General features: G+C 29.9%; 27 protein-coding genes and 3 pseudogenes. 12 read left to right on the top strand and 18 right to left on the bottom strand.

The window, feature by feature from the left end:
• The first annotated feature begins 16 nt into the window (after positions 1-16).
• From galU to L8W64_RS05175, 3 genes are all read left to right on the top strand, one after another.
• Positions 17-847 (top strand): UTP--glucose-1-phosphate uridylyltransferase GalU, encoded by an 831-nt coding sequence (galU, locus tag L8W64_RS05185; RefSeq protein WP_263673026.1) that lies wholly within the window; start codon positions 17-19, stop codon positions 845-847.
• Positions 837-2060 carry a glucose-6-phosphate isomerase gene (locus tag L8W64_RS05180; RefSeq protein WP_047208746.1) on the top strand — a complete coding sequence of 408 codons (1224 nt, stop codon included), beginning with the start codon at positions 837-839 and terminating at the stop codon, positions 2058-2060. Before galU ends, L8W64_RS05180 begins: the two co-directional genes overlap by 11 nt.
• 131 nt (positions 2061-2191) lie before the next feature.
• Positions 2192-2647: a Dps family protein gene (locus tag L8W64_RS05175; RefSeq protein WP_133319614.1), complete on the top strand. Its 456-nt coding sequence runs from the start codon at positions 2192-2194 to the stop codon at positions 2645-2647.
• A gap of 337 nt (positions 2648-2984) precedes the next feature.
• Here the strand turns inward: L8W64_RS05175 and L8W64_RS05170 are convergent, their stop codons facing one another.
• Both L8W64_RS05170 and L8W64_RS05165 read right to left on the bottom strand, forming a co-directional pair.
• Entirely contained in the window at positions 2985-4148 is a 1164-nt protein-coding gene (locus L8W64_RS05170) for a tetrahydrodipicolinate N-succinyltransferase N-terminal domain-containing protein (RefSeq protein WP_114640023.1), read from the bottom strand.
• A 10-nt stretch (positions 4149-4158) separates the two neighbouring features.
• On the bottom strand, positions 4159-5262 hold the full coding sequence (locus L8W64_RS05165; RefSeq protein WP_133319616.1) for an Mrp/NBP35 family ATP-binding protein: 1104 nt from the start codon (positions 5260-5262) through the stop codon (positions 4159-4161).
• Positions 5263-5369: 107 nt separating this feature from the next.
• Here L8W64_RS05165 and L8W64_RS05160 point away from each other — a divergent pair, with 107 nt between their 5' ends.
• From L8W64_RS05160 to L8W64_RS05140, 5 genes are all read left to right on the top strand, one after another.
• The gene (locus L8W64_RS05160; protein WP_220566788.1) at positions 5370-6485 is read left to right on the top strand and encodes a bifunctional 2-C-methyl-D-erythritol 4-phosphate cytidylyltransferase/2-C-methyl-D-erythritol 2,4-cyclodiphosphate synthase; all 1116 of its coding nucleotides are present in this window, start codon (positions 5370-5372) and stop codon (positions 6483-6485) included.
• Entirely contained in the window at positions 6482-7357 is an 876-nt protein-coding gene (locus L8W64_RS05155) for a hypothetical protein (protein WP_220566787.1), read from the top strand. Before L8W64_RS05160 ends, L8W64_RS05155 begins: the two co-directional genes overlap by 4 nt.
• On the top strand, positions 7335-8501 hold the full coding sequence (locus L8W64_RS05150; protein WP_133319619.1) for a sulfate adenylyltransferase: 1167 nt from the start codon (positions 7335-7337) through the stop codon (positions 8499-8501). The genes L8W64_RS05155 and L8W64_RS05150 overlap by 23 nt, the downstream gene beginning before the upstream one ends.
• Before the next feature lie 2 nt (positions 8502-8503).
• Entirely contained in the window at positions 8504-8995 is a 492-nt protein-coding gene (locus L8W64_RS05145) for a phosphatidylglycerophosphatase A (protein ID WP_263673024.1), read from the top strand.
• 67 nt (positions 8996-9062) lie between these two features.
• Positions 9063-9485 carry a hypothetical protein gene (locus tag L8W64_RS05140; RefSeq protein WP_263673022.1) on the top strand — a complete coding sequence of 141 codons (423 nt, stop codon included), beginning with the start codon at positions 9063-9065 and terminating at the stop codon, positions 9483-9485.
• 172 nt (positions 9486-9657) lie between these two features.
• Here L8W64_RS05140 and mnmA read toward each other — a convergent pair whose 3' ends face one another.
• The 7 genes and pseudogenes from mnmA to L8W64_RS05105 all read right to left on the bottom strand — a co-directional run bounded on the left by mnmA (position 9658) and on the right by L8W64_RS05105 (position 14161).
• Positions 9658-10674 (bottom strand): tRNA 2-thiouridine(34) synthase MnmA, encoded by a 1017-nt coding sequence (gene mnmA, locus L8W64_RS05135; RefSeq protein ID WP_133319621.1) that lies wholly within the window; start codon positions 10672-10674, stop codon positions 9658-9660.
• Positions 10637-11272, bottom strand: coding sequence for a TIGR00730 family Rossman fold protein (locus L8W64_RS05130; protein ID WP_133319622.1), 636 nt, complete (start codon positions 11270-11272; stop codon positions 10637-10639). Before L8W64_RS05130 ends, mnmA begins: the two co-directional genes overlap by 38 nt.
• Before the next feature lie 252 nt (positions 11273-11524).
• Entirely contained in the window at positions 11525-11992 is a 468-nt protein-coding gene (locus L8W64_RS05125) for a hypothetical protein (protein ID WP_263673021.1), read from the bottom strand.
• A complete protein-coding gene (locus L8W64_RS05120; RefSeq protein WP_052823866.1) occupies positions 11989-12171 on the bottom strand; it encodes a hypothetical protein in 183 nt (60 codons plus the stop codon). The genes L8W64_RS05125 and L8W64_RS05120 overlap by 4 nt, the downstream gene beginning before the upstream one ends.
• A 13-nt stretch (positions 12172-12184) precedes the next feature.
• Positions 12185-12820 carry a hypothetical protein gene (locus L8W64_RS05115; protein WP_263673019.1) on the bottom strand — a complete coding sequence of 212 codons (636 nt, stop codon included), beginning with the start codon at positions 12818-12820 and terminating at the stop codon, positions 12185-12187.
• Positions 12821-12855: 35 nt separating this feature from the next.
• Positions 12856-13549, bottom strand: a pseudogene (locus L8W64_RS05110) (hypothetical protein).
• Positions 13550-13576: 27 nt separating this feature from the next.
• Positions 13577-14161, bottom strand: a complete 585-nt coding sequence (locus L8W64_RS05105; RefSeq protein ID WP_263673017.1) for a hypothetical protein — start codon at positions 14159-14161, stop codon at positions 13577-13579.
• Between the two features lie 128 nt (positions 14162-14289).
• Here L8W64_RS05105 and L8W64_RS05100 point away from each other — a divergent pair.
• Positions 14290-15143 (top strand): annotated as a pseudogene (locus L8W64_RS05100) (hypothetical protein).
• Positions 15128-15723: pseudogene (locus tag L8W64_RS05095) on the top strand (C39 family peptidase). The pseudogenes L8W64_RS05100 and L8W64_RS05095 overlap by 16 nt, the downstream one beginning before the upstream one ends.
• A 33-nt stretch (positions 15724-15756) precedes the next feature.
• Here L8W64_RS05095 and fliY read toward each other — a convergent pair.
• Genes fliY through aroQ form a run of 9 tightly spaced genes read right to left on the bottom strand, consistent with a single transcriptional unit; the run spans position 15757 to position 22947 of the window.
• A complete protein-coding gene (gene fliY / locus L8W64_RS05090) occupies positions 15757-16596 on the bottom strand; it encodes a flagellar motor switch protein FliY (RefSeq protein WP_263673015.1) in 840 nt (279 codons plus the stop codon).
• Positions 16586-17677, bottom strand: coding sequence for a flagellar motor switch protein FliM (gene fliM, locus L8W64_RS05085; RefSeq protein ID WP_133319625.1), 1092 nt, complete (start codon positions 17675-17677; stop codon positions 16586-16588). The genes fliY and fliM overlap by 11 nt, the downstream gene beginning before the upstream one ends.
• Positions 17677-18363: an RNA polymerase sigma factor FliA gene (locus L8W64_RS05080; RefSeq protein WP_133319626.1), complete on the bottom strand. Its 687-nt coding sequence runs from the start codon at positions 18361-18363 to the stop codon at positions 17677-17679. Before L8W64_RS05080 ends, fliM begins: the two co-directional genes overlap by 1 nt.
• Positions 18350-18706 (bottom strand): hypothetical protein, encoded by a 357-nt coding sequence (locus L8W64_RS05075; protein WP_133319627.1) that lies wholly within the window; start codon positions 18704-18706, stop codon positions 18350-18352. The genes L8W64_RS05080 and L8W64_RS05075 overlap by 14 nt, the downstream gene beginning before the upstream one ends.
• A gap of 14 nt (positions 18707-18720) precedes the next feature.
• A complete protein-coding gene (gene flhG, locus L8W64_RS05070) occupies positions 18721-19584 on the bottom strand; it encodes a flagella biosynthesis ATPase FlhG (RefSeq protein WP_133319628.1) in 864 nt (287 codons plus the stop codon).
• Positions 19577-20959, bottom strand: a complete 1383-nt coding sequence (flhF, locus tag L8W64_RS05065) for a flagellar biosynthesis protein FlhF (RefSeq protein WP_039667960.1) — start codon at positions 20957-20959, stop codon at positions 19577-19579. Before flhF ends, flhG begins: the two co-directional genes overlap by 8 nt.
• Positions 20960-20967: 8 nt before the next feature.
• Positions 20968-21441 carry a 2-amino-4-hydroxy-6-hydroxymethyldihydropteridine diphosphokinase gene (gene folK / locus L8W64_RS05060; RefSeq protein ID WP_263659453.1) on the bottom strand — a complete coding sequence of 158 codons (474 nt, stop codon included), beginning with the start codon at positions 21439-21441 and terminating at the stop codon, positions 20968-20970.
• Position 21442: 1 nt separating this feature from the next.
• Positions 21443-22468 carry a M24 family metallopeptidase gene (locus tag L8W64_RS05055; RefSeq protein WP_263673014.1) on the bottom strand — a complete coding sequence of 342 codons (1026 nt, stop codon included), beginning with the start codon at positions 22466-22468 and terminating at the stop codon, positions 21443-21445.
• Positions 22465-22947, bottom strand: coding sequence for a type II 3-dehydroquinate dehydratase (gene aroQ / locus L8W64_RS05050; protein ID WP_039625266.1), 483 nt, complete (start codon positions 22945-22947; stop codon positions 22465-22467). The genes L8W64_RS05055 and aroQ overlap by 4 nt, the downstream gene beginning before the upstream one ends.
• Positions 22948-23035: 88 nt before the next feature.
• On the opposite strand from aroQ, the gene L8W64_RS05045 reads away from it, so the two are divergent.
• Complete coding sequence (locus L8W64_RS05045) at positions 23036-24253, top strand: metal-dependent hydrolase (RefSeq protein WP_263673013.1); 1218 nt, start codon at positions 23036-23038, stop codon at positions 24251-24253.
• A 91-nt stretch (positions 24254-24344) separates the two neighbouring features.
• Positions 24345-26438, top strand: a 2094-nt coding sequence (locus tag L8W64_RS05040) for a S8 family serine peptidase (protein WP_263673011.1), incomplete at its 3' end; no start/stop codon positions are given.

The raw sequence follows: 26438 nt of genomic DNA, 5'->3' as shown, positions 1-26438 counted from the left end.
AATTTAAGGATAAACTATGCTTCAAACTTGTATTTTTCCTGCAGCAGGTTATGGTACTAGATTTTTACCTGCTACAAAAACCCTACCTAAAGAAATGCTGCCTATACTAACTAAGCCTTTAATTCATTATGGTGTAGATGAGGCTTTAGAAGCTGGTATGGAAACCATGGGCTTTGTTACAGGGCGTGGAAAAAGGGCTTTGGAGGATTATTTTGATATTTCTTATGAACTTGAACACCAAATCGCAGGTACTAAAAAAGAATATCTTTTAAATGAAATAAGAACACTCATAGATCGCTGCACTTTTACTTTTACAAGACAAAATGAAATGAAAGGCTTAGGAGATGCGGTTTTAAAAGCAAAGCCTTTAGTGCAAGATGAAGCTTTTGGAGTTATTTTAGCAGATGATTTATGTGTAAATGAAGATGGGATAAATGTCTTAGCTCAAATGGTAAAAATTTATGAAAAATACCGCTGCTCTGTTATAGCTGTGATGGAAGTTGAAGCTGATCAAGTTTCAAACTATGGGGTTATAGCAGGAAATGCTGTGGAAGAGGATTTGATCATGGTAAATTCTATGGTAGAAAAACCTGATCCAAAAGATGCCCCAAGCAACTTAGCTATCATAGGAAGATACATTCTAACGCCTGATATTTTTGGTATTTTAGAAAATACTAAAGCAGGTAAAAACGGAGAAATTCAACTAACTGATGCATTACTTTCACAAGCAACTAATAATATGGTTTTAGCTTATAAATTTAAAGGAAAAAGGTTTGATTGTGGAAGCGTAGAAGGCTTTGTTGAGGCGACAAATTATTTTTATGAGAAAAGTAAAAATGCTAAATAATACTTTATTTTTTAAAACCCAAGATTTTAAAAAAATTACCGCTTATGCAAATAGAATGAATGATGAGTTAGAAAGTGGCGATATAGGGTATTATCACTTAGTAGATACAAGCTTTGATTTAATCAAAGAAAGTAAAGAATTTATCGCAACTAAAACTCATATAGAAAATATCGTTTTAGTGGGCATGGGTGGATCAAGTTGTGGGGTTAAAGCTTTAAAAGAGCTTTTATTTGATCAAGTAGAAGAAAAAAAACTTTTCATTATAGATAATACTTCCTCACATACTTTTACCCAAACTATGCAAAAAATAAATCCCCAAAAAACACTTTTCATCATAGCAAGCAAATCAGGCACAACTATAGAAGTGATTTCTTTATTTAAACTCATCATTGCTCATTTTGATTTTAAAAATGAAAATTTACACAAAAATTTTGTGTTTATTACTGATTTTGAGTCAAAACTTCACAAACTAGGAGAAGAATTAAACATAAAATGCTTTTTTATACCTAAAAATGTCGGTGGTAGATTTAGTGTTTTATCTGCTATTGGTATTGTTCCTTTGAGTTTTTGTGGCTATGATACTAAAGCCTTATTAGAAGGCGCAAAAGCTTGTTATGTGGATTTTTTTGAGAAAAAATGTGATCAAATTTTGCAAAAGGCTTATCATTACTGCACACATAAAAGTGCACATATTAATGTGCTTTTTTCTTATGGAGATGCTTTTAAAGGTTTTAATGAATGGTATATTCAACTAATTGCTGAAAGTCTAGGTAAAAAACAGGGCTTTAAACGCATAGGTTTAACTCCTATTGCTTTAATTGGCGCTAGAGATCAGCATAGCTTTTTACAACTTATCATGGATGGACCCAAAGATAAAACTGTTACTTTTTTAAAAATCAAAGATAGTCAAAAATCTCCTAGTATCCCAAATATAAGCTTTAATCATTTACAAAATTGTGATTTTACTAATGAAGTTAATTTACATAATCTTTTAAACGCGCAATGCGATGCAACCATGCATGCATTAATTGCTGAAAATTTAAGTGTTGATGTAATAGAACTTGAGAAATTAGATGCTTATCACTGTGGGTATTTGATGTATTATTATGAGTTATTTACTTCTGCATGTGGCATTATGCTTGGAATTAACACTTATGATCAACCTGGCGTAGAGGTGGGAAAATTAATACTCAAAAATATATTAAGTAAATAAATTTGCTTTATTGTAAAAAAAGAGTATAATGAAAATATAATAATTATTAACATTAAAATTTATTAGATAATAATAATAATTATTATTTAAGAATTTTATGTTATAATTTTAAAAATAAAAAAGGAGATAACATGTCAGTAACAAAACAATTATTACAATTACAAGCAGATGCTCATCATTTATGGGTTAAATTTCATAATTATCATTGGAATGTAAAAGGTTTACAGTTTTTTTCAATTCATGAATATACAGAAAAAGCTTATGAAGAAATGGCAGAACTTTTTGATGATTGCGCTGAAAGAGTTTTACAACTTGGAGAAAAAGCTATTACTTGCCAAAAAGTTTTAATGGAAAATGCAAAAAGCCCAAAACTAGAAAATGGTAAAGATTGCTTTACTCCTGTAGAAGTTTTAGAATTTATTAGAGAAGATTATAAATATCTTTTAGCTGAATTTAAAAAATTAAATGAAGAAGCTGAAAAAGCAAGCGATACTACAACTGCAGCATTTGCTCAAGAAAATATCGCAAAATATGAAAAAGTTCTTTGGATGCTTAATTCAACTATCCAAAATACTTGCTCTATGTAAGAATTTATAATGTTTTTTGACTTACAAAGCTTTATTGCTTTAAGTCAAAAAACAAATTTAACTTCCCAAGAGAAACTACTCTTATAAAATTCCAAGTTCGCTTAAGTACTGTTTTATAATTATAGTTTATAGCAACTCAATGTATTTTTAAACAAAAATATATCATTGAAAAATGATCATCACAAAATATTATTTAGATAAGTATTCAGTTCAAGCTTTTATGTAGGAATTTTCACTAAAAAAGCTAAATACTAAAAATCATTTTTACAATATCTATAGTTTAATTTAAAATCTACAACATGAGTTTTAAAATTCTTAACCCATAAGGGCTAAGAATTTAATGTAGATCTTCATTAAGTTTTACAGCTTTTTTGTTTAAAGCTGCTATCATCACTCCACTTTGAGAGTCTTGTCTAAAATGCAAGCCATTTAGCCCTGCTAATTCTAAACCTTTGTATATATCTTTGTCAAATTTAAAATCAGGATTGATTTTTTGAAGTTCTTCTTTATTTTTTAAAGCAAATTTAGTCCCTTCTAAAACAGCAATGCCTGCATCAACGATACAATTATCCCCTAAAGGAATTCCCGTAACCGAATTTGCACCCAAAAGACAAGCTTTACCAATGCTAATAGCATTACCACTTGTACCACTTAAAACACCAAGTATAGAAGCACCGCCTCCTACATCGCTACCTTCGCCCACAACAGCTGATGAACTAATACGCCCTTCTACCATACAAGCTCCAGTTGTACCTGCATTAAAATTCACATAAGCAGCCCCTGGCATGATAGTAGTACCTGCAGCTAAAACCGCCCCCATTCTTACTTTAGAACTTTCTAAAATTCTAGTATTATCCTCAGGAATAACATGAGCTAAAAATCTTGGAAATTTATCTACATAATCAATCCTTGGATACCTTCCACTCATTTTTAAATCAATCTCATTTTCTCTTAAAAAGTCCAAATCAATAGGCTTATTATCACTCCATGCAACATTTGGTAAAATCCCAAAAGCACCTGTTAAATTTAAACTCCTCAAAGGTACTTTTTTATTTGAAAGTAAGTAAAGTTTTAAATACACACTTTCTAAGCTTTTTGGTGCTTCATCTTCAAAAATACAAACAAAAGAAAAAGCATTTTCTCTAAAATTTTCCTTTGCTGCTTTGATTGCTTCTATATTTTTATGACCTTGCTCTTGTAAAAATGGCGCAAAGCATTCAAGTGCAAAATCCAAATCTTCTTTAATCAAAGTAGCCACAAACTCACTTTCATTAAAATCAACATCAACCCCTCTTCTAAAAAAAGCTTCAAACATAACAGCTGCAGCGGCATAATTTTGCTCAAAATTAATCACACCAAAATTAGCTTGAAGTTTTTTACTAGGATCAACTTGACTTAGATCAAGTCTTGCTATAGCAAAAGCTTTAGGCTTTTTATAATTAATCCTTTGTTCGATTTGCTTGATTAAATTTAAAAATTCTTCTTTACTTTCTATTGGCATATTTTCCTCCTTATTGCGAGCACGCGCTTTTGCCATTCATTATAGGTTGAATAGCTGAATTATCTACTTTACCTTCTTGATTAACCTTTTCTATAAATTCCCAGATTTTTTCAGCAGCTTGTAAATATCTTTTTGAACTTACACTCTCAGGCATATAAAAACTTACAGGCTTACCGCTATCTCCACCTTCTCTTACACTCATTTCGATAGGAATTTGAGCTAAAACTTCACACTTATAAGCTTTTGCCATTTCTTCTGTGGTGCCTTTACCAAAGATATCATATTCTTTACCATTATCAGGACATAAAAAGCCACTCATATTTTCTATAATACCTGCAACAGGAATGTGCAATTTTTCAAACATATCTAGCGCTCTTTTGCTATCATCTAAAGACACTACTTGAGGAGTACTTACACACACACCCGCACTCACTGGCACGCTTTGAGCTAGGGTAATTTGCGCATCACCTGTTCCTGGAGGCATATCAAGCAATAATACATCAAGTTCAGGCCAAAGCACATCAGCTAAAAGTTGTTCAATCGCTTTCATGATCATAGAGCCACGCCACATTAAACCCTTACCTTCTTCTATCAACACACCCATACTCATCATATAAACCCCATGAGATAAAATAGGACGAATTTTTTGACCTACAATTTCAGGTTTGCTTTTACTCTCACCTAGCATTCTTGGTATATTTGGTCCATAAATATCTGCGTCCAAAAGCCCTACCCTTTTACCCATTTTAGCCAAAGAAATCGCTAAATTTAAAGTTGTAGTACTTTTACCTACCCCACCTTTTCCACTTGAAATCATAAGGAAATTTTTAATTTGTGGAGCGATGTTTTTACCACTTCTTGAATTGCTTTTTTCTTCAGGAATTTTTGGCTGTATGATTTCTAAATTAAGCTCTAAATTTAAATCTTTTAAAACATTTGCAATGTTTAGTCTAAGTTCTTGTGCAATTTGAGCATTAGCCGAAACGATTTCAACTACAATATGAGCTTGTTTTTCATTCAAATCAATCTTTTTTACAAAACCAAAACTTACTATATCTTTTTTAAATCCCGGATATATAACTTGTTTTAGTCTTTCTTCGATTTTTTCCTTCAATTTTTCTCCTTGTTGTTTAAAATGATTAATTCTACTAACTTAAATATAAATTTTGGCTTTTATGGTGTATAATATCGTAACATTAATAAAAAATTAAGGTGTAACAAATGTTAGATATTTCCTTGATTATGCTATCAGCAGGGGAGTCATCAAGATTTAATGCTCCGGTAAAAAAGCAGTTTTTAAGACTAGGTGAACATCCATTATGGCTTTATGCAACTAAAAATTTAAGTTCTTTTTACCCTTTTAAACAAGTAATTGTTACTTCTGGTAATATTTCTTATATGAAAAGATTTGCACCTGAGTATCATTTTGTTAAAGGCGGTAATACAAGAGCACAATCATTACTTAATGCTTTAAATTTAGTACAAAGTGAATATGTTTTAGTTAGCGATGTCGCAAGGGTTTTGATTTCTAAAAACCTTTTTAATAATATTATAGAAAATTACGATAAAGCAGATTGTATTACACCTGTTTTAAAAGTAAGCGATACAGCAATTTATGCTCAAGAAGTTATCGACAGAGATAAAATAAAACTCATACAAACCCCTCAACTTTCGCGCACAAGTATGCTCAAAAAAGCTTTAGAGCAAAATGCAAATTTTACCGATGATAGCACAGCAATACAAGCTATTGGTGGTAAGATTTGGTATGTACAAGGTGATGAGTTAGCTAAAAAAATTACCTTTAAAGAAGATTTAAAAAGCTTAAATTTACCAAAACCATCTTGGGAAATTTTTAATGGAAATGGCTTTGATGTGCATGAATTTGGAGAGCAAAGAGCCTTACTTTTAGGCGGAGTAAAGGTACATGAAAATATGGGCTTGAAAGCTCATTCTGATGGAGATGTGCTAACTCATGCACTAATTGATGCGCTTTTAGGTGCAGCAGGACTTGGAGATATTGGAGAACTTTTTCCAGATAATGATATACAATATAAAAACGCAGATTCTATGCTTTTATTGCAAAATGCTTATACTTTGGTGCAAAATTATGGATTTGAGCTTGTGAACGCTGATATTACAATCATTGCACAAACGCCCAAGATGAAAGATTTTAAAGAAGATATTGCTTTTAATATAGCCAAAATATTAAAAGTAACACCAAATAAAATCAATATCAAAGCCACCACCACAGAGCATTTAGGTTTTGTAGGAAGAAAAGAAGGAATTGCTGTTTTAGTAAGTGCGAATTTAAAATATTTTGATTGGATGAAATTATGAAAGTTTTAATAGTAGAAAATGAATTTTATTTAGCCCAAAGCATAGGTTCAAAACTTAATTCTATAGGTTATGATTGTGATATTATTGCAAATGTTAATGAGCTTGCTCATCATGATTATGAAATCATTTTGCTTTCTACTAGTATGGCCAATTTTGAACATATTGTAGAAATTTTTAAGCATAAAATTATTATTTTACTCATATCTTATATAAGCTCAGATACAGTTTTAGCGCCACTAAAAGCCGGTGCGAGTGATTATATACAAAAGCCTTTTATGATAGAAGAATTAACGCGAAAAATCAAACATTTTCAAGAATTTAAGAAAATAAATATTTTAAATCATACTTATCAGTCTTATTTAAAACATAAATTTGAGACAGCTAAATTACCAACTTTTGATTATAAAAAATTCAAATTGCCTTTGATTTTAAAAACTAATAATCAAAATTTTGCAGATCATTTTGTATTTAACTATACCAATGAGCATAATGTCGCAAATATTTACATAGATCTTTCACATCAACAAAATTTAGATAAAATCTTTAAAGATAATTGTTTATACTATCTTGTAAATTTCCAAACTCTAAAATCATCAGACAAAGAAAAAGTGTTAAACCTTGCTTTAAAAAAAGCTGTTATTATACATACAAGTACAAATGTTGAACATAGTGATTTTCAAATTTTAGAACTAGGCGAGGATGAGAAAAACTTCGAAAGTAATGGAATTTTAACTATTGATGATTATGTTAAACATATTATCATTAGTTATCAAAATGTCTTTCCTGATACAGATTTGTCAAAAAAATTAGGAATTTCTAGAAAATCTTTATGGGAAAAAAGGAAAAAATATGGCATTACAAAGAAAAAATAGTATTACAATCTCAGAAGAAGAATACGAAGTTTTATGTTTTATCAAAGAAGGAGTTTTTGGTTCTTTTACAAAATTAATGAATCAAAAAGAAAGAGATGAAGTTATAGCCACAGGAATGATACATAAACAAAAAATTCCTTATACTCTCACCTTTGCACCTGCAAGTACAAAAGAAAATAATACTGCTTTAGAAAATGCAAAAGTTGGCGATAAAATAGACTTTATTTGCAATGATAAACCCATAGGACATATCATTTTAGAAAGCAAATTTGAAAATGATAAAAATAGCAATGATATTTTTAGACCTAATGCTTGCTTGATCCAAGATTTTGGAAAAATTTGTATAAGTGGCGAATTTGAAATTTATCACAATAATATCAAAGCCATTAAAGAAGATTTTGAAAAAATCAAAAAAAGATTAAATCCTTCTAATATCACAGCCATTGTTTCAAGTTTTGATCCTTTTCATAGAGCACATGAGAGAATTTTAAGATGGGCTATAGAACAATCTGATTTAGTGATTATTTTCCTTATAGAATCCTATGAAAACAACGGATTGAGCTTAAAACTCAAAAAGCGTTGTTTTGATGTTTTTGCGCAAAATTACTTACCATCTTCTAGGGTTTTACTTATACCTTTACATAATATCAAAATTTTTGCCTCGCATTTAAACCCTGTGCTTGAGTGTGCTTTGGCTAAAAGTTTTGATTGCAATAAACTTTTTGTAGGACAAAATCATGCAGGACTTGGGATGTATTTTAATCAAAACAGAACCTTTACCGTGCTTGATGATTTTGCAAAAGATTATAATATAGAAGTTACCATACTTCCTGAATTTGTATTTTGTGATGAATGTAAAATGGTAGTAAGTACCAAATCATGTCCCCATGGAGCTCATCATCATATGAAATACCATGGTGATTCTTTAAAAAATTTACTTAGACTTGGTATCATTCCACCAGCAGTTTTTATAAGAAGAGAAATTTCAGCTTTGATTTTATCTGAGCTTTTCCCAAATCGCTTTCATAATAAACAAAATATCTATAGTAATCTTTTCCCTACACATGGTATTTTAGAGTATCGAAGCGATAAAGAATTTTATGAGCAACTTATAAAACTTCATCAAATGTCATATATGGTGTAATCATGCAAAAATTATTTTTAACTTTTTTTTATTCAGGTAGTGTTAATAAAGCTCCAGGAACTTTTGGCACGATAGCAGCGCTAATCCCTGCTTTTTTTATTTTAAGGTATTTGGGCATAGGAACTTTGATCTTGCTTGCAATTTTACTTTTTTTAATCTCTATAAAAATCATCGATCAATATGAAAAACAAACAGGCATACACGATGATAAGCATATTGTAATAGATGAAGTTGTTGGGGTATTTTTAGCCTTGGCAATTTGCGGACAGAGTATTTTTACTTTTTTACTTTCTTTTGTTTTATTTAGATTTTTTGATATCACAAAACCTTCTATCATAGGTAAAATTGACAAAAAAACTAAAGGTGGTTTAGGCGTAATGCTAGATGATGTTTTAGCAGGAATTTTCGCAGGATTATTTAGTGCAGTAATTTATGGAATTTTACTTAAATTTGATCTTTTATGGTTTGATATAAGTATTATGGAGATATTTTAGCTCCGTAATTTTTTGATTTAACTTCATTTATGATAAACTTTGCAAACTAAAACTAAAAGGATAAAAAATGATTAAAAAAACAATGTTTGGTGCTTTGACATTAATTTCTTTTATAGCATGTGCTAATGGAGTAGATTATAAATATGATCCAAGTAGAGGTTCTAAAAGTGGTTATGATTTATTCATTGAAACTTTAAAAAAAGATTACGGCTCTAATGTTGTGATAAAAAGCCTTAAAGATGTTGATTTAAATGCTTTAAAAGAAAAACACCCTGAAGTAGCTGAAGATTTTGAAGAGATAAAACCGACTCAAGATGAATTAGCTAAAGAAGTTGCAAATGGGCAAATACAATATGGCGATGTTGTTTATATCAACTATAAAAATGGCAATTTGAATAAACATAAAATAGTTTATGGCATGTGTGATACAAGAAAATGGAATAAAGAAAGATGTGAAGATCGTGGATCAATTGTTGATGTGACTGAATAAGATCAACTTATCAAATGCAATATAATTTTTCTAAGACAAGATTTGCTTAATCTATCTTAGAAAAACCTCAACTACAATTTTCTTATTTTCTATTACAATAAAATAATTTTAATTTTTAAAAAAAGTTAGTATAAAGGGTGCAACGCCAAAGGGGTGCAACCCTTTAGCTTTTTTATTTAATAAATCCGCTTGCAAGAACCAAATCTTTATCGTAAAATACCGCCATTTGTCCGCTAGCAAGCCCATAAACAGGCTCTTGTAAGATGATTTTTGCACTTTTATCTTCATTAATCAAAACTTTACATGGGGTCGATCTTGATCTATAGCGTATTTTTACTTCACAATCTAGCTCTTTAGCATCAACAAATAAATTAATATTATCAAGATTAAATTCACTTATCTTAAGTTCTTCTTTTTTACCTACTATGATTTCATTTTTTTTAGGATCAATTTTTAACACAAAATGTGGCTCATGAGCCCCGCGTACCTCAAAACCTCTTCTTTTACCTATGGTATAGTGCATATAACCTTCGTGTTTTCCTACTTCTTTGCCACTACTATCTCTTACAATACCTGGAATTTTAGTATCCATAAACTGATCTAAAACTTGCACATAAGTATCTTCCACAAAACAAATTTCAGAACTTTCCTTTTGTGTTGCAAAAGATTTTAAAACATCGATTGTAGAAGCAAATTTTTTCACATCTTCTTTTCTCATCTCTCCAAGAGGGAAAATCAAATATTCCAAAGCCTCTTTCTCTGCATTTGCTAAAAAATAGCTTTGATCCTTACTCTCATCAACTGCAATTTTAATCAAACCATTTTCTATCCTTGCATAATGACCTGTGGCTAATTTCTCACAACCCAAACTCTTAGCAAATTCTAAAAGCTTGCCAAGCTTAATAAAGCGATTACACAAAGCACAAGGATTTGGCGTTTTACCTTCTTTATAGGTATTAACAAAAGGCATATAAACTTGATTTTTAAAATCTTCTTGTAAGTCTAAAATATGATATTTGATGTCTAAAAATTTAGCAACTTTTTCAACTTTTTGTATATTTTCTTCATGATAATTAGCTTTTCCATGAAGCTTCATATAACAACCTATAATCTCATGTCCTGCTTGCTTTAACTTATAAGCAGTTACAGTGCTATCTACACCCCCACTCATTGCAACAAGAATTTTCATCTTTTTCCTTTATCATTCTTATAATTTCATCTAAATCATCACTTATACTATACTTTAACTCATCATTTTTAGATATAGTTCCAAGTTCTAGTAAAGAAGTTTTGATAAATTCATCAAGAGGTTGCCAAAATTTTTGCCCAACTAAAATAATAGGAACATCTTTTTTAAAACTAAGTTGCTTAAGAGTAAGAATTTCAAAAAATTCATCTAATGTTCCAAAGCCGCCTGGGAAAATCACAAAAGCTAGACTCTTTTGGATAAGAGCCATTTTGCGAATGGCTAAGCTCTTAAAAGTGATATTATACTCTAAAAAGTCATTTGCTTTTTGCTCAAATGGTAAATGTATATTAAATCCAAAAGATTTTAAGTGGGAAGTTTGACTTTGCATAGCGCCATGATTAGCAGCTTGCATAATACCACCGCCACCACCACTGATGATGCTATAACCCTCATCAGCTAACTTTTGAGCTAATTTTGAAGCCAAAATACAATACTCATTGTCTTCTTTTAATCTTGCAGAACCAAAAAAAGTTATAGCATTTTTTAGGTTTGGCATGTTAGCAAATTTTTCTAAATCTTGGATTATTTTTTCATTCATTTTATAACCTTTAGTTAAAATAAATTCCATTCTAGCTAAATTTTTATAATAATCTTTTATGTAATTTTTAAATAATTTTCTTTTGCAAACTGCATTAAATTAGGTTTTTTTAAATTTCTAAACTTTCAAATTCACACTTTTATATATTATACACACTTAATTATGAAAAGATTTTAATAAATTCGTTATTATTTAAATCTTTACATCTATTTTAACACCAAAAAGAATTTTAACTCATCGCTTGTACTAAATTTACCTTCTAATAGTTTTTTTTACAAGCTCGTTTCTTATATTATCATCTTTGTAAGTTTCTTTGTTTTTACTTTCTGCTTGTATAGGTTTAAAAGTTTCTTTGTTTTCTTGTATGCTAGTATCATTATTATCATTAAGTAACATTTTATCGCCCATAGCTATTTCAAATTCTTTTACAAACTCATCGTGTCTTTGTTTAAAATCAAGATATTTAGTTTTAAATTCCTCTAGAGTTAAATCTTCTTGCATAAGATTATTAAATTCTTTTCTAAAATTAGATGCTTTTTTAGTAATATCAGATCCAAGATTAAACATTTGAGAGTAAGAGGAAAAGTTCATCAATTTAATATCTTCATCTTTTATATCCCAACTATTATAATCTTTACCAAGATTTTTAAGTGAAGATTTTTCTATTTTATTTGGATCTTTTAAAGCATTTGACTTCATAAAGTTATTAAATTTTTTCATATCTTTTTTGCTAATACTTTTATCAAGTCCGAATATTTTAGAATTAAATTCAAATTTTTCCCGCGATAAATAGAATTTTCAGTCATTGTATTATTTGAAAATTTTTCATCTTCTTTCTTATTATTTAAATTTAAGATAGTGTGATGATGATTTAAATTGAAATTTATACCGTTTATCATTAACTTATCCTTTTTATTTTATAGAATAACCACCAAGAGCTAATTCCATATCATTCTTATATTTTGAACTTATTTCTTTAATTACTTTGTAATTGTTTAAAACAGTGCTCGATTTTACTCTATACCAACTACCTAATTGTTCGTTAATAACAGCTACACCATAGGAGAAATATACAAATCTTTTTCCTAAATTAGAAACACCAATATTTCTTTTTACAGTATATCCAATAAAATTGTGATAAGGATCATTTCCTACTATACTTATAGTTTCCAAAAGTCTTTGTTGATTTGTGTATGTATGTTTTCCATTAACTAAGCAATTTGTGGTATCTATACCGCACATTCCACCAAATCGGACAAGCCCTTCTCTATTCCAATAATATTGATCTCCGTTACTATCTTGAAATAAGGTTAATTCTGAAGTCCAACTAGGCTTAGCAAAAGCTAAAAGCTCATTATTCCCAACTAGCTTAAAGCTAGTTTGATACCCACCCTTAACTTGTTTCATTTCATCTAAATTAAGAGCTTTAACCCCTTGAGAATTATCACTTAAAACACCATTACTAACTTTAGCTAAAAAATCCCCAGCAAAAGCAGAACTTACTAACAAAGAACCTAAAATCAAAGAACTTGTTAATTTTTTAAACATAATTTCTCTTTAATGTGATTTAAATTGTTGCATTTTCAAACTTTAATATCTATACTTTTTGGTACAGAATTTAAAGAAAGAACTTTGTTAAATTCTCCTGCATCATCGCTAAATTTCATACCAAAAAGAAGTTCTAATTCTTTACTTGTGCTAAATTTACCTTCTAATAGTTTTTTTACAAGATCATTTCTTGTATTATCATCTTTATAAGTTTCTTTGTTTTTGCTTTCTGCTTGTATAGGTTTAAAGGGTTTTTCTTTATCTTCTTTTTGATTGTTTTTATTAGCTAAGAACCTATCTATATCTTCTTGAGTAAGTGACTTACCAAGTTCATTAAAAAATTGTTTTTCTCTTTGTGCCCTTTCAGCACCCCATATTTTCTCAAATTCATTCATACTTGTAAGAGTTTTTAAAAGATCAACTTTTCGTTTATGAAGTGCGGACAAAATCTACGCCTTCTGTAAGATAGTCTGTGCCAAATTTATTAAGTATTTTTATTTCATCCTTGCTTAGTTTATCTTCCATATATCTTTTATATAAAGAGTTTTCTACTTCTTTTACATCAGGAGATCCATTATACCCTTGTTCTTCTTTGGTTTTTTCAGAGAAATTAAATTTTTTTATCACGGAATTAAAATAATTATCATCGTTTTTAAGCACAGATTTTTTATTGTTCGTGTTATTGCTTAGATAATTAATATTTGTATATTGAGTATCAAAATTTACCATAGAAAACCCTTTTTTTATGATATTTTATTAAAATAATCTTGGATTCCAACCACCCATGGCATCTTGTATAGAATTTTGATATTTATAAGCAATTTCTCTCATGATTGTATTATTATTTAACATAGGACTAGAATTATATTGATATATTTGTCCATTCTTTACATTATAAACACCGACTCCATAAGTAAATAAAACATAAGGCTGTCCTAAATTTGAGTATTTTATTTGTCTTTTTACCTTATATACAGGACGATATTCAGCAGGAGAATTAGCACTCGCTTGCAACCAAGAAATTAATCTATCTCTACTAGGGTTTGAGCATTTTTCATCTCCTGCACCACATAGACTCTTGTTAAGATTGCTAAGTTCGTATTCTGAAAAATCTGCAATTGCATAAACTTCTGAAATTAAATTTGGACGATCTTTAAAAAATTTAAAACCGACTAAATACCCACCCTTAACTTGTTTCATTTCATCTACATTTAGAACTTTTACGCCTTGAGAATTATCACTTAAAGCACCATTACTAACTTTAGCTAAAAAATCCCCAGCAAAAGCAGAACTTACTAACAAAGAACCTAAAATTAAAGAACTTGCTAACTTCTTTAACATAACTTCCTTTTTTAGCTATTTTTACTCTTTTTTAAAGAATATCACAAATTACATATTAAAATCAATTTGTTATTTGAAACATTTATTGTTTTAATGGAAAAAATCTAAAAATATTTAGAAAGATAACAATGAAAAAGATTTTCTTAACATTTATGGTTTTACTTAGTTGTGTTTTTGCTAGTGATGAACTAAGTATAGACAGTTTATTTAAAAAGCAAATAGGCTTAAGAAGCATTACAAGCTTTTCTTTACTTAGCACAGGAAATGCAAACTCGTATTCTCTTTATCCTAATATAACAATAGACGGAGATCCTACAATTTGGAATGATACAAAGCAAGTATTTTTAACTCAAACTTTCATTTATACCATAACACCTAAGTTTGACATACTTATTTCAGGGGGCGGAAGTTATGCAAGAGCTGAATATACAAACTTTTTTACAAATGAGTATTCTAGTAAAAACAGAATAGGTTTTGATAGTTTATGGCTAGGTTTATTTATACAGGAGATAGCATTGCAGATTTAATTCCACAAATTACCTTTCAAACTGCAGTCGTTCAAAGAGAAAAAGCAATCAATCAAACCGAAAACTTTTATCTAAAATCACAAAGCCTACAAGCTAGTTTAAGGGGATATAGCGACCCTGTTGTATATAGCATTTATATCGGTTTTGGTTATAATCAATCAAGAAAATTTAAAACCCTTAAAATAGAGTATGGAAATAGTATTTATGTGGGTGGGGATTTGTCTATCATACTAAGTCCTAAAATTACTTTAGATTTGGGAGCAGAGCAAAGATTTCAAACCGAGCAAAAAATCAATGGTTATCAAAATTCTGAAGTGCGTTCTATTCCAACTTTAAGTCTAGGTTCTACTTATAGCATTAATTCAGATACCGCAGTTTCTGTTAATGCTAGTTTTGGGGGAAGTTCTGCTTCGCCTGATAGTATATTTGGGATAAGCTTATGGAGAAAATTTTAAAAATTTTATTATTTTTATCCATTCTTTCTTTGAATGCAAAAGCAGAATGGGTAGTCAAGTCTTATCAAGAAATTAAAAACGAAAGAGTAATAAGACAAACTTACGAGCAATCTTGCGGGGCTTCATCTTTGGCAACTTTAATCAATATACTTGATGATAAAAAGTTTGATGAGCTTAAACTTTTACAAACCATGAGCGGACAAAAGCTTTATACGGATATGGTAAGCTTTGCAGATTTAAACGATGCGGTTAAAAAGCTAGGTTATGAAAGCGATTCCTATCAAATCAATAGAGAAAGCTTAGACAAGCTTGTAAATATTCCAATGCTTGTAAAAATTGAAGATGACCCACGCTTCCCACATTTTGTGGTAATTATTAATCACAAGGGGAATTATTTACAAGTGCTTGATCCAAGCCATGGAGAATACATAAGCTCTAAAAGTCAATTTTTTAGCATTTGGGATAGATATAATAAAGGTGGTTATGCTTTAATTGTTGCTCCTAAAAAGAGTTAAAACCTTTCAAGCTAAATACTCCAAAATCTTTGCATTTTGATTTTAAGCCTTTTAGCTTATATTGATTTTTATTGTTTTTTGATTAGAGAACTAATTTTTCATCTTAATTGCTCTAATCTTTCTTTTTTAGAGCCAATCTCAGTAATTTGTACTCCAAAATTTCCATCTACAATAACTACTTCCCCATAGGCAATCTTTTTATCACCTATTAAAATTTCTAAAGGATCATTAGCTAATTGATCAAGCTCGATAACTGAACCTATGTCCATAGTTAAAACATCCTTTAAAAGCATTTTTTTACTACCAATACGCACTCTTATAGGCAAACGCACATCCATAATCAAGCCGATATTTCTTAACTCTTCAACGCTTGCTAAGGTTTTATGGTCTTGAGTATGCTCTTCATGAGTTGTAACAATTTCTTCTAAATTAGTTTTAGTTAAAACTTTATAAATTTTCTCATCAAATACTAAGGAAATTTTCTCTTCTAAATCAGCTATTTTTACATTATATAAATATATTTTATGAAAGCCGCCAAGTTCTAGACTATCTGCAACAAATTCACAATTTTCTAAACTAAATTCCATTTTTGGAATTTCTTTTTGTGCACCTAAAGTTGTAGAAAATGCTGAAATGATATTTTGTATAGCTTCTTTGGCCGCGTCCATTTCATCTTCATTTAGCTCACTATTTTTAGAGATTTCTTCTTCTCCCATCATCCACTCACCAATTGCACTCATTAAAACCGCACTTGCTAAGATTTTGATTTTCATCTCATTATTGACACTAAAAGTAGCACTAACTAATGGCGGAGTCATAGAATCTTGAGAATTTACATCATACTCATAATACTCGCTAAATTCAGCACTTTTCCCTGTTAAGCCTTCTATTGTGCTTATGCACTCGTTGACAAATATGCCTAAAAAATCATTGATCATCTTCTTCCTCTTCTAACTCTTCATTTTCATCATAAGAATTTGCCTTTGCTCTTCTTTCATCTTCATATTTTTCAAGCATTTCTTTAATCTCATCTTTATCAGTTTTAATAAGTTCTAAGATTTTAATCGACTTTCTAAATCTATGAAGTCCTACTTGAGCTAAAAATACTTCTTTTTTATCTATGGCCACTATAGCTTTATCATCTGCACTTCTATCAAGTTTTAAAATATCTCCTTGTTTTAAATCTAAAAATTCATTTACATTGATAAAAGTTTTACCAAGCATAGCTTCATAAATCACTTCAGCACGACCGATCAAAGTTTTAAGTTCTTTGTTTCTTGACTTTTTAGCCGAAGTTTCACCCATCATAATATCACGATTTGCTAAACGGCTCAAAATACTTTCCAAATGCACAACTGGATAGCATATATTTACCATACCACTTGAATTTCCTATGATAATCTCCATTACCACCATGATAACAATCTCATTTTGAGAAACAATTTGCACAACATTTGGACTTGATTCTTTTGCTTCAACACTTGGATAAATTTCCGTAACATTCATCCAACTTTCTTTAAGCCTTTGCATAATAATACGCAAAATAGAATCAAGCAAGTTAAGTTCTATTTCTGTAAGCTCTCTTAAGGTGTCAAAACTTTCACCTTGACCACCCAAAAGCCTATCTATCATAGGGAAAGCAATACTTGGATTGATCTCTAAAACACAATTTCCATCTAAAGGCTTAATAGAAAAAACATTAAAGCTTGTCGGTGAAGGTAAAGACATCAAAAATTCACCATAAGTCATTTGATCAACTGAGTGTAGTTTAATCTCAACTATACTTCTCATCATAGATGAAATTTGCGAAGCAAGATTTCTAGCTAATTTATCATGAATTCCTTTAATAGAACGAAGTTGTTCTTTTGAAACCCTATTTGGACGCTTAAAATCATATACTACAATATCTCTTTTATCTTCTATTTCTTCTAATTTTGAAGAAGCAGCACTATCATCGCTATCATCATCAACGACTTCTAAAAGAGCATCAATTTCTTCTTGGGAAAGTATTTCAGCCATTAAACTAGCCTTTCTCTAATCTTCTTAAGCAAACGCTTATGAATTTGTGAAATTCTTGACTCGCTAATCTCTAAAATCTCTGCAATTTCTTTTAAATTTAATTCTTCATAATAATAAAGCTGTATCACAAGCCTTTCTCTTTCTTTAAATTCTTCCAAAACCGCGTTGATTTTTTCTATTAATTCTTCTTTTTCTATTTGTTCTATGATATTACTATCATTAAAACAATTTAGCTGTTCATCTAAAGGCATAACAAGCGATATAGCATGAGCTGCTCTTGCTTCTTTTACCTTTTCTACTTCTAAATTTAATCTTTGTGCTAAATACTCATCATCAGGTTCTTTTTCATTTTCTTGATAAAACTCATCTATAATAGCGTCAATATCTTTGATGATTTTTCTATTGCTTCTACTCATTACATCAAGGCTTCTTAGATAATCAAGCATAGCTCCATTTACTCTTTTTCTTGCAAAACCCCAAAAATTGTCATTTTGTTCTTTATCATAGCGACGCGAGAGTTTAATCATCTCTTCTACGCCAATACTAATTAAATCATTTACATCAATACTTGCAGGCAAACGCTCTTTAAGTCTAAAAGCCATAGCTCTTAATGCGGGCATATAAGAGATGACTAAGTCATCTTGTTCTTTTTTTAGCGTAGAAGCATAAGCATTATGCGGCTGCATGTTTTACTTTTCTTTTTGAAGAGCTATCAAGTTTTTTAAGGTCTTCACGCTCTTCTTGAAGTTTTTCAAGCAAGTAATCCATTTTCTTTTCTCTTGCAGCTAATTCTGCTATAAAGCTATTATTTTCATTTTCATATTTTTCTTTATTAAAGCTTCTACCACTAATTTTATTTGCATCTACAAAAATCATAATTACTATATGGATTAACACATAAAACACAAAAGTAATCAAACAGGTATATACAACTATCTCTACTGCATCTTCTATATTAACTATGGTGAACATTAATCCTATAAAAAAACCACAAACAGTAAAAAAAGCAACAAAATTTTCTGGTCTCATCTTTTTCCTTCAATCTAAAAACGATCCAAAAGCTTTTTGAAAAAACTCATAATGCTTTTATCTCCCACATTATTAAGCACTTTTTGTTCCAACCTATATAAAAGCTTAGAAGCTATGGCTTTTAGCTCATCACTTGCATTAGTATCATCATCGCTAAATAAAGTTCTTTTTTTAATACTAGAACTAATATCTTTACTTTGACCTAAAAATCCTAAAAATTCTAAATTTAAATTATGCTTAATGTTAATATCTGCTACTTTTTTAATATTATCAAAAATTCTTAAAGCCTCATTTTCATTTCTAACTACATTAAATACCATTAATAAATTCTCTTTAGTCTTTGAAGTAGTTTTTATAGTAGCATAAGCATCGGTAATTGCGGCAGGATCAGGTACAGTTATGACAATAACCTCATCAGACATTTCTAAGAAATTCCCTATATTGCCACCAATACCTGCTCCTGTATCAATGATTAAAAAGTCTAAATCATCTAAAATACTTGTTTGATTTAAAAATCTCTCATAAATATTTTTATCATTGTATTTTAAAATTTCATCGCCACTCTCACCTGGGATAAGCCATAAATTTGGCTTGACTTCTATTAGAATATCTTCTAGTGAGCATTCACCTTTTAAAACATGTAAAAGGTTTTTTTCTACACGCACATTTAAAATCACATCTAAATTTGCAAGCCCTATATCTGCATCAAAAAGCCCTACTTTATATCCATTTTTAGCTAGGATGTTGCCCAAATTTGCACTAAAAGTACTTTTTCCAACTCCACCTTTACCGCTAGTAACTGCGATAAAATGGGTATGTTTTACATTTGAGTTTTCATTTTTTACTAGATCTTTTAATTTTTCTGCTTGATTACTCATTTTCATCCCTTCTAAAACCTTCTAACACACAACGCACCAAAAAGTCGCTATTTGCTACTTCTATATCATCAGGTACTTCTTGACCTATGGAAAAAAAGCTCATCGGAGTGCTAGTTTCATAAAGCAAAGAAAACACATTTCCAAATACTTTTGTTTCATCAAATTTTGTAATGATTAAAGTGTCTATATTTAAAAATGAAAAATTATTATAAGTTTCTAATAAATCTTCATATTTTGTATTTGCTGAAAGCACTAAATTCACATCAATTTGCGCATTAGAATGCGATAAAAATTCTTTTGTTTTTTCAAGTTTTGCCTTATCATACTGTGAATTTCCGGTTGTATCTACTAAAATAACCTCACAAGTATTTAAACTTCTAATCGCATCATCTAAGTCATTTGGCTCTATACTATCAATAATAGGAAGTTTCATCATCTTAGCATATTGAAAAAGTTGCTCTACTGCGCCTATTCTATAAGTATCAAGAGTTATAATACCGGTTTTATAGCGTCTATCTCCATAAGCATAGCGAAAAGCAAGTTTAGCTAAAGTAGTAGTTTTACCCACTCCTGTTGGGCCTACTAACATCATGATTTTTTGCTTTTTAATTTCACTTTCTAAACGACATGGAAGCATATTACGCAAAAGTGAGTAAAAATACCTTTGCACTGCTTCTTGATTTGCTTTCATAGTGCTTGGCATATTTTCAATAGTTGCTTTCATAATCGCTTCTAAATGCGCTTCTTGCATACCACTTGCTTTAGCTTGCTTATAAATACTTGCAAACTCAGGTGGTATAGCTAATTCTTTGCGTAAATCTGCCTTATCATCCCACATCATATCCACAAGCAAATTCATTTTATCATTAAGCTTGTTCATTTGTTTTTCAAAAGCTTCTATTTTTTTATCATAATTTGGATTTGGCATAGAAAAATCTTGATAGTTTGAAACCTTGCTAATTTCTGAACTAACTTGAGAAAGTTTGTTTTTTAAATTTAAAAAATTATCATCTTTTTTGCTTGTATTTAAATAAGGATTAATAGGTTTTTGCTTAGCTTTCGAAGAAAAATCAAGCACTACATCTTCTTCTTTTTTTTCATCTTCAAGTTTTGGAGCTTGAATTTTAGCCTCAGGAAAACTTGCTGTGTTTGGTTTTTTCTTTGGTGGCATAGGCAAATTATTTTGTTTTAAATGCTCTTCATAATCAGCTTCTTCAATCGCCACTATAACCTCATACAAAGGCTTTTGATTGATAGTTTTTGGACGAATTTGCTTATTAGTTACTATCAAAGCCTTATCGCCATAATCTTGCTTGACCTTAGGTATAATCTCATCTGTGCTTTCAACCGTAAAAGTATGAATCAATTGTCCCATATTTTTCCTTATCTTAACAAGCCCAAAGGCAAAGTTACGCTAATTCTATCATTTACCCCCACATGAGGCACTATGCAATACTCATCTTTACGCGCTTTTTTTGAAAAATACAACAAATCCAAATCAAGCGTTCTAGGAGCATTTTTAAAAGTTCTTTTTCTTTTGAATTTAAACTCATAAAAAAACAAAACTTTTAAAAGTGCTCTTGCATGCAAACTTGTGCTTACAACCATCACTGCATTAGTAAAGTCTTTTTGCTCTTCAAAGCCAAAAGCTTTATTAATCAAAAATGGCGATGTTTGCAATACTTGCAAGCGTTTATCTTGCATTAAAAGCCTAAATAAACTCCGAAAGCGTTTTTTTTCATCTTCTATATTGCTTCCAAGTCCTATAATGGCTATGTATTTTCCTTTTTTATCAGCCTTTGAATAAAAAGGAAAAAAACGAATTTTTTCTAACCTTCTAGCCCCTTTAATCAGCAAGTTATAACACCACTGCCTTTTCTTTATCAAGATAAACCATATCTTCTATCCTAATGCCAAGTTTATCTTTGATATAAATTCCAGGTTCAATGGTAAATACCATACCCTCTTTTAACTCATAATCACTTCTTGGACTAATGTTTGGTAACTCATGTATATCAAGCCCCACTCCATGTCCTAAACTATGAATAAATTCTTTTTCAAAACCTGCATTTTTAATCACTTCTCTTGCGATAAAATCAAGCTCACTTGATCTCATACCAACGCGTGCTTTTTCTATAGCTTGAAGTTGGGCTTGCTTAACCACTTCATAAATTTGCATAATTTCTTTGTCTTTAAAATTTGGCTTATTTTTATCAAACACTATGCCACTCTCATCAAAACAAGCCGTTCTTGTGCGATCAGAACAATACCTTTGATAAACCACACCCGCATCAACTAATAACAAATCTCCATATTCTAAACATTTATCACTAGGTAAAGCATGTGCTTTAGCCGCATTTTCATTAATAGCTACAATAGGTGAAAAAGAAAGCCCTAAAGCACCTTTTTTTTGAAAAATTTCACATGCTTTAAAATGTAATTCTTTTTCGCTTTTTCCATGGCCTTCTTGACTGATAAATTTAGCAAATTCTTCAAAGCATTCTTTACCAAAATTTACAGCCTTTTGCAAAAGTTGTAATTCCTTGGCATTTTTTATAATGCGTTTATTTTTACTTAAGTCTAATTTTTCTTCAAAAACGATATTTGCACTTTTACTAAGTTCTTTAAATTCAAAATAACTAAAGTCTTTTGGGTCAAAACACACCCTATCAATTCCTGCTTTTTCTAAAAGCTCTCTAGCACTAGCAAAAAGATCTTGTGCTAAAACCACCTTAGCATTTTTTATCATTTCGCTAGCTTCAAAGCTATATCTTGCATCAGTGATGAAAAAAGCTTTATCTTCAAGTTTTAAAAACAAAGCATTATCGCAAGAATAGCCACACTCATAAAAAAGTGCATTTTCGTTTTTTAAGATAAAATTCATTGATTTGCTTGTTGTGCTTTTGCTTGAGCTGCTTTATATGCATTGATTTGATCAAAAATTTGGAAAAGTCCCATTAGAGCCATATGATAACCAAAAGGACCAAAACCTACCACGCTACCTGCACAAACTGGTGCTATCATGCTTTTTTGTCTGAATTCTTCTCTTCTGTAAGTATTGCTAATATGCACTTCAATCACAGGCATATTAATCGCCGCAATCGCATCACGGATTGCTATAGAAGTGTGTGCATAAGCAGCTGCATTAATAATCACTCCATCTACACTGCCTAAGCATTCTTGAATTTTATCAACTAGCTCACCTTCAAAATTACTTTGAAAAAACTCAATCTCCACATTAGCTTGTTTTGCGGCTTGTTTCATTTGCTCGTGGATATCTTCCATTTTCATATTACCATAAATGTGAGTTTCTCTTACACCGAGCATATTAATGTTTGGTCCTTGTATCACCATAACTTTCATAATCTAACCTTTATTTAGTAAAATTTACTATATTATAACACTTTAAAGCTAAATTTTAGCTACAATTTACCTTTTTAAAGGATGGAAAATGTTTATAATAGCACCCAAAATCATCCTAACTTGTGATGATAAATTTAGTATTTTAGAAAAAAAAGCTATTCTTTTTGATGATAATATTTTAGAAATTGATACTTTAGAAAATTTACAAAAATCCTATCCGAAAGCCAAGCTTATACCAACTCCAAAAAATACCTTACTTTTACCCGCCTTCATCAACCCGCACACACATTTAGAATTTAGTGCAAATAATGGAAATTTAGTCTTTGGGGACTTTTTAAAATGGCTTGATAGCGTTTTTAATAACCGCGAGCAATTAAACGAAAAAGCCAAAGAAAAATTAATCTCACAAAATATTCATAAAATGCTAAAAAGTGGCACTGCTACTATAGGAGAAATTTCAAGCTTTGGGGGCGATTTAATCCCTTGTGTAAATTCACAAGCTAGAGTGATATTTTTCAATGAAATTTTAGGTTCAAATGAAAATTTTATCCAAGCAAAAAAAGAGGAATTTTTAACTCGCTATAAAAAAAGCATGAGCTTTAAAACTTCTAAATTTATCCCTGCTATTTCAGTGCATGCACCCTACTCAACCCACACAGAGCTTGCTAAATTTGCTATAAAACTTGCTAGAGAAAACGATCATTTACTAAGCACACATTTTCTTGAAAGCAATCATGAAAACAACTGGCTAAGGTTTAAAAAAGGTGGTTTTAAAAAGAGCTTGACTAAATTTAGCAAAAATCCTATGCCATTTTACACTCCGCAAAGCTTTTTAGAACTTTTTAAAGATCAAAGGACTTTATTTACACATTGTGTGTATTTTAAAGAATGGAATTTGCTAGATAAAAATCTGCACTCAATCACGCATTGTGCTTTTTCAAATAGGCTTTTGAGTAAAAATACTTTTAAATTAAAATCTGCTTTAAAAAATGGTATTAATATCCATCTAGGAACCGATGGCTTAAGTTCAAATACTTCTTTAAGCATACTTGATGAAATGAGAGCAAATTTACTTATACATGATTTTGAGTTAGAAAATTTTGCCAAAATGTTACTTTTAATGGCAACAAATAAAGCCGCAAAAGCCTTAAATTTAAACCTAGGTCAAATTCAAAAAGGCAAAATAGCTGATTTTAGTCTTTTTGCTTTACCAAATAGTGCAAATTTAAAACAACTTCCTTTGCAATTTATCTTACAAAGCAAAGAAGTGTTAAAACTTTTTATAGAAGGAAAAGAAATAATATAAATATCTTAAACAAGAGTTTCTAATCAAAATTAAAATATTTCTGTTATACTTAAAAATTATAAGAATCTTTAATAAAATTTAAGAAAGTCATATGAAAAAATATTTAATAATATTTATTTTTATAACTCAAATTTTAGCTTTAAATGATTTTGAAGTTATTAATGTTCACAAAGCACACGATCTTAATATCACAGGAAAAAATATAAATGTAGGTATTATAGATTCTGCTTTTAATGCAAATCATCCTAGTTTGCAAGGACAAATCATAGAGCAACAATACTCAACAGTAAATAATAAACCTTATACTCCTGATCTAACAGTAGACACTCACGGATCACATGTAGCAGGAATTATACTTGGTAATTTTAAAAACATTAAAGAGCCATATGGGATTGCTTACAATGCGAAAATGTATGGAATTCAAATTTTTGGCTATAACAATGGAAGTCAAAAAATAATTCCTTATAATATTTATGATTATTTTAAAGATAAAGAAATAAAAATAATCAATAATAGCTGGAATACGCAATTATATCCAATAGTAGGAATGAGTCAGCTCGGGTGGTATGTATCAGATCTTAAAAAGCAAAATTCTAATTATTTTTTAAATTTAGCAAACAACAATAAACCGCTTGATGGGATTATAAAGTTAGCAAAAGAAAAAAACATTCTAATACTATTTGCAGCTGGAAATGAGGGTATAGTATCACCTGGATTTAATGCTACTCTTCCTTATTATGATGAAAATTTAAGATCATGGCTTAGCATTGGAGCCATTGATTCTTCTAAAATTACAAAAGATGAAAATGGAAAACTTATATTATCCTCTAAAGCTATAGCATCGTATAGTAATGGATTAAAAGGAGTTGAAAATTTTTCATTAGTAGCACCTGGAAGTTTTGTTAATTCAGTTAATGCTGCTTATAATATACAACCCATTTTTGGAAGACCTGATAAAAATTTATATGTTAAAATGAGTGGTACTTCTATGGCAACTCCTATGGTAAGTGGAGCTGCTGCTTTAGTGTCAGAAAAATTCCCTTTTTTAAATGGAAAACAAATAGCTGATGTTTTATTAAGTACAGCAAATAAAAATTACAAAACTCCAAAACTAACAGTAAAAGAAACTCAACTTCTTAATACTTCCAATGGAAGAAAACAATCCTATTATACTATTATTTATATAGATACGCCTATCCCTGATGATAAAAATAAAATAAAACAAGATTTGATAGATGCTGGATATTGGAGTTTTGAAGCAGATAAGATATTAAACAATCTAATCGACAAATATCCACTTATGCAAAATGCCAATGAAGACTACAAAGGAATACAAACTCTCAAAAAAGAACAAATCTTAGGACAAGGCATTCTAGACATTGAAAAAGCCATAAATGGTATAGGAATTTTAGATGCAAATAGATTAAATTCACAAGATATTACCGATACTTATGGCGAAAAAGAAGCTTACTATACTATAAATACTCAAGGATATAACGCGACTTTTAGCAATGACATATCTCAAAAAAAATGGGATGATAGTTTACATAGACTCGATGCTTTAAATTCTCCAAAAGATGAAATACAAAATTTAAATATTGGATTTATCAAAGATGGTCAAGGAAGGTTAATTTTAAGTGGAGAAAATACTTATCTTGGTAAAACTATAGTAAAAGAGGGTGAGCTTTCCCTAATAAAAACACAAAATAATAAAGGAATTATAAGTGGAGAGGTTAAAGTTTTAACTAATGGTAAATTTAGCGGAAATGGTTTAATAAAAAATAATTTATACAATCAAGGAATTGTGAGACCTGGAAATCAAGACTTAAGCGATTTAATTGTAGAAGGTCTATATAACCAAAAAAACAATGCTATTTTGCAGCTTGATTTTGGAAATAATGGTAATTCTAAACTTATAGCAAATTCTTATCAAATAGAAGGTGGTAAATTACAATACATACCATTACCTATGTTTTACACTAGTGGCAATATAATTACTATAAATTTAGCTGGATTAAAAAATAATATAAATGACTTTGAAAAAGTTGAAATATCAGGAAACAATAGTATTGATTTTGTTGCTGTATTAGATGAAGATAAAGTTAGTATTAATAAGCCCGCGCCTGAACCAAAACCTGAACCAAAACCTGAACCAAAACCTGAACCAAAACCTGAACCAAAACCT

It is taken from the genome of Campylobacter sp. IFREMER_LSEM_CL1097 (assembly GCF_025772225.1).
In the GTDB taxonomy this organism is placed as follows: Bacteria; Campylobacterota; Campylobacteria; order Campylobacterales; family Campylobacteraceae; genus Campylobacter_D; species Campylobacter_D lari_D.
Note: the sequence above shows the minus strand (reverse complement) of the source record. Positions and strands in the feature narration are given on the sequence as shown.

What these genes read in the sequence shown, in the direction of transcription:
- galU (WP_263673026.1), top strand. Translation starts at nt 17, where the DNA reads ATGCTTCAAACTTGTATTTTTCCTGCAGCAGGTTATGGTACTAGATTT.
- L8W64_RS05180 (WP_047208746.1), top strand. Translation starts at nt 837, where the DNA reads ATGCTAAATAATACTTTATTTTTTAAAACCCAAGATTTTAAAAAAATT.
- L8W64_RS05175 (WP_133319614.1), top strand. Translation starts at nt 2,192, where the DNA reads ATGTCAGTAACAAAACAATTATTACAATTACAAGCAGATGCTCATCAT.
- L8W64_RS05170 (WP_114640023.1), bottom strand. Translation starts at nt 4,148, where the DNA reads ATGCCAATAGAAAGTAAAGAAGAATTTTTAAATTTAATCAAGCAAATC.
- L8W64_RS05160 (WP_220566788.1), top strand. Translation starts at nt 5,370, where the DNA reads ATGTTAGATATTTCCTTGATTATGCTATCAGCAGGGGAGTCATCAAGA.
- L8W64_RS05155 (WP_220566787.1), top strand. Translation starts at nt 6,482, where the DNA reads ATGAAAGTTTTAATAGTAGAAAATGAATTTTATTTAGCCCAAAGCATA.
- L8W64_RS05150 (WP_133319619.1), top strand. Translation starts at nt 7,335, where the DNA reads ATGGCATTACAAAGAAAAAATAGTATTACAATCTCAGAAGAAGAATAC.
- L8W64_RS05145 (WP_263673024.1), top strand. Translation starts at nt 8,504, where the DNA reads ATGCAAAAATTATTTTTAACTTTTTTTTATTCAGGTAGTGTTAATAAA.
- L8W64_RS05140 (WP_263673022.1), top strand. Translation starts at nt 9,063, where the DNA reads ATGATTAAAAAAACAATGTTTGGTGCTTTGACATTAATTTCTTTTATA.
- mnmA (WP_133319621.1), bottom strand. Translation starts at nt 10,674, where the DNA reads ATGAAAATTCTTGTTGCAATGAGTGGGGGTGTAGATAGCACTGTAACT.
- L8W64_RS05130 (WP_133319622.1), bottom strand. Translation starts at nt 11,272, where the DNA reads ATGAATGAAAAAATAATCCAAGATTTAGAAAAATTTGCTAACATGCCA.
- L8W64_RS05125 (WP_263673021.1), bottom strand. Translation starts at nt 11,992, where the DNA reads ATGAAAAAATTTAATAACTTTATGAAGTCAAATGCTTTAAAAGATCCA.
- L8W64_RS05120 (WP_052823866.1), bottom strand. Translation starts at nt 12,171, where the DNA reads ATGATAAACGGTATAAATTTCAATTTAAATCATCATCACACTATCTTA.
- L8W64_RS05115 (WP_263673019.1), bottom strand. Translation starts at nt 12,820, where the DNA reads ATGTTTAAAAAATTAACAAGTTCTTTGATTTTAGGTTCTTTGTTAGTA.
- L8W64_RS05105 (WP_263673017.1), bottom strand. Translation starts at nt 14,161, where the DNA reads ATGTTAAAGAAGTTAGCAAGTTCTTTAATTTTAGGTTCTTTGTTAGTA.
- fliY (WP_263673015.1), bottom strand. Translation starts at nt 16,596, where the DNA reads ATGATCAATGATTTTTTAGGCATATTTGTCAACGAGTGCATAAGCACA.
- fliM (WP_133319625.1), bottom strand. Translation starts at nt 17,677, where the DNA reads ATGGCTGAAATACTTTCCCAAGAAGAAATTGATGCTCTTTTAGAAGTC.
- L8W64_RS05080 (WP_133319626.1), bottom strand. Translation starts at nt 18,363, where the DNA reads ATGCAGCCGCATAATGCTTATGCTTCTACGCTAAAAAAAGAACAAGAT.
- L8W64_RS05075 (WP_133319627.1), bottom strand. Translation starts at nt 18,706, where the DNA reads ATGAGACCAGAAAATTTTGTTGCTTTTTTTACTGTTTGTGGTTTTTTT.
- flhG (WP_133319628.1), bottom strand. Translation starts at nt 19,584, where the DNA reads ATGAGTAATCAAGCAGAAAAATTAAAAGATCTAGTAAAAAATGAAAAC.
- flhF (WP_039667960.1), bottom strand. Translation starts at nt 20,959, where the DNA reads ATGGGACAATTGATTCATACTTTTACGGTTGAAAGCACAGATGAGATT.
- L8W64_RS05055 (WP_263673014.1), bottom strand. Translation starts at nt 22,468, where the DNA reads ATGAATTTTATCTTAAAAAACGAAAATGCACTTTTTTATGAGTGTGGC.
- aroQ (WP_039625266.1), bottom strand. Translation starts at nt 22,947, where the DNA reads ATGAAAGTTATGGTGATACAAGGACCAAACATTAATATGCTCGGTGTA.
- L8W64_RS05045 (WP_263673013.1), top strand. Translation starts at nt 23,036, where the DNA reads ATGTTTATAATAGCACCCAAAATCATCCTAACTTGTGATGATAAATTT.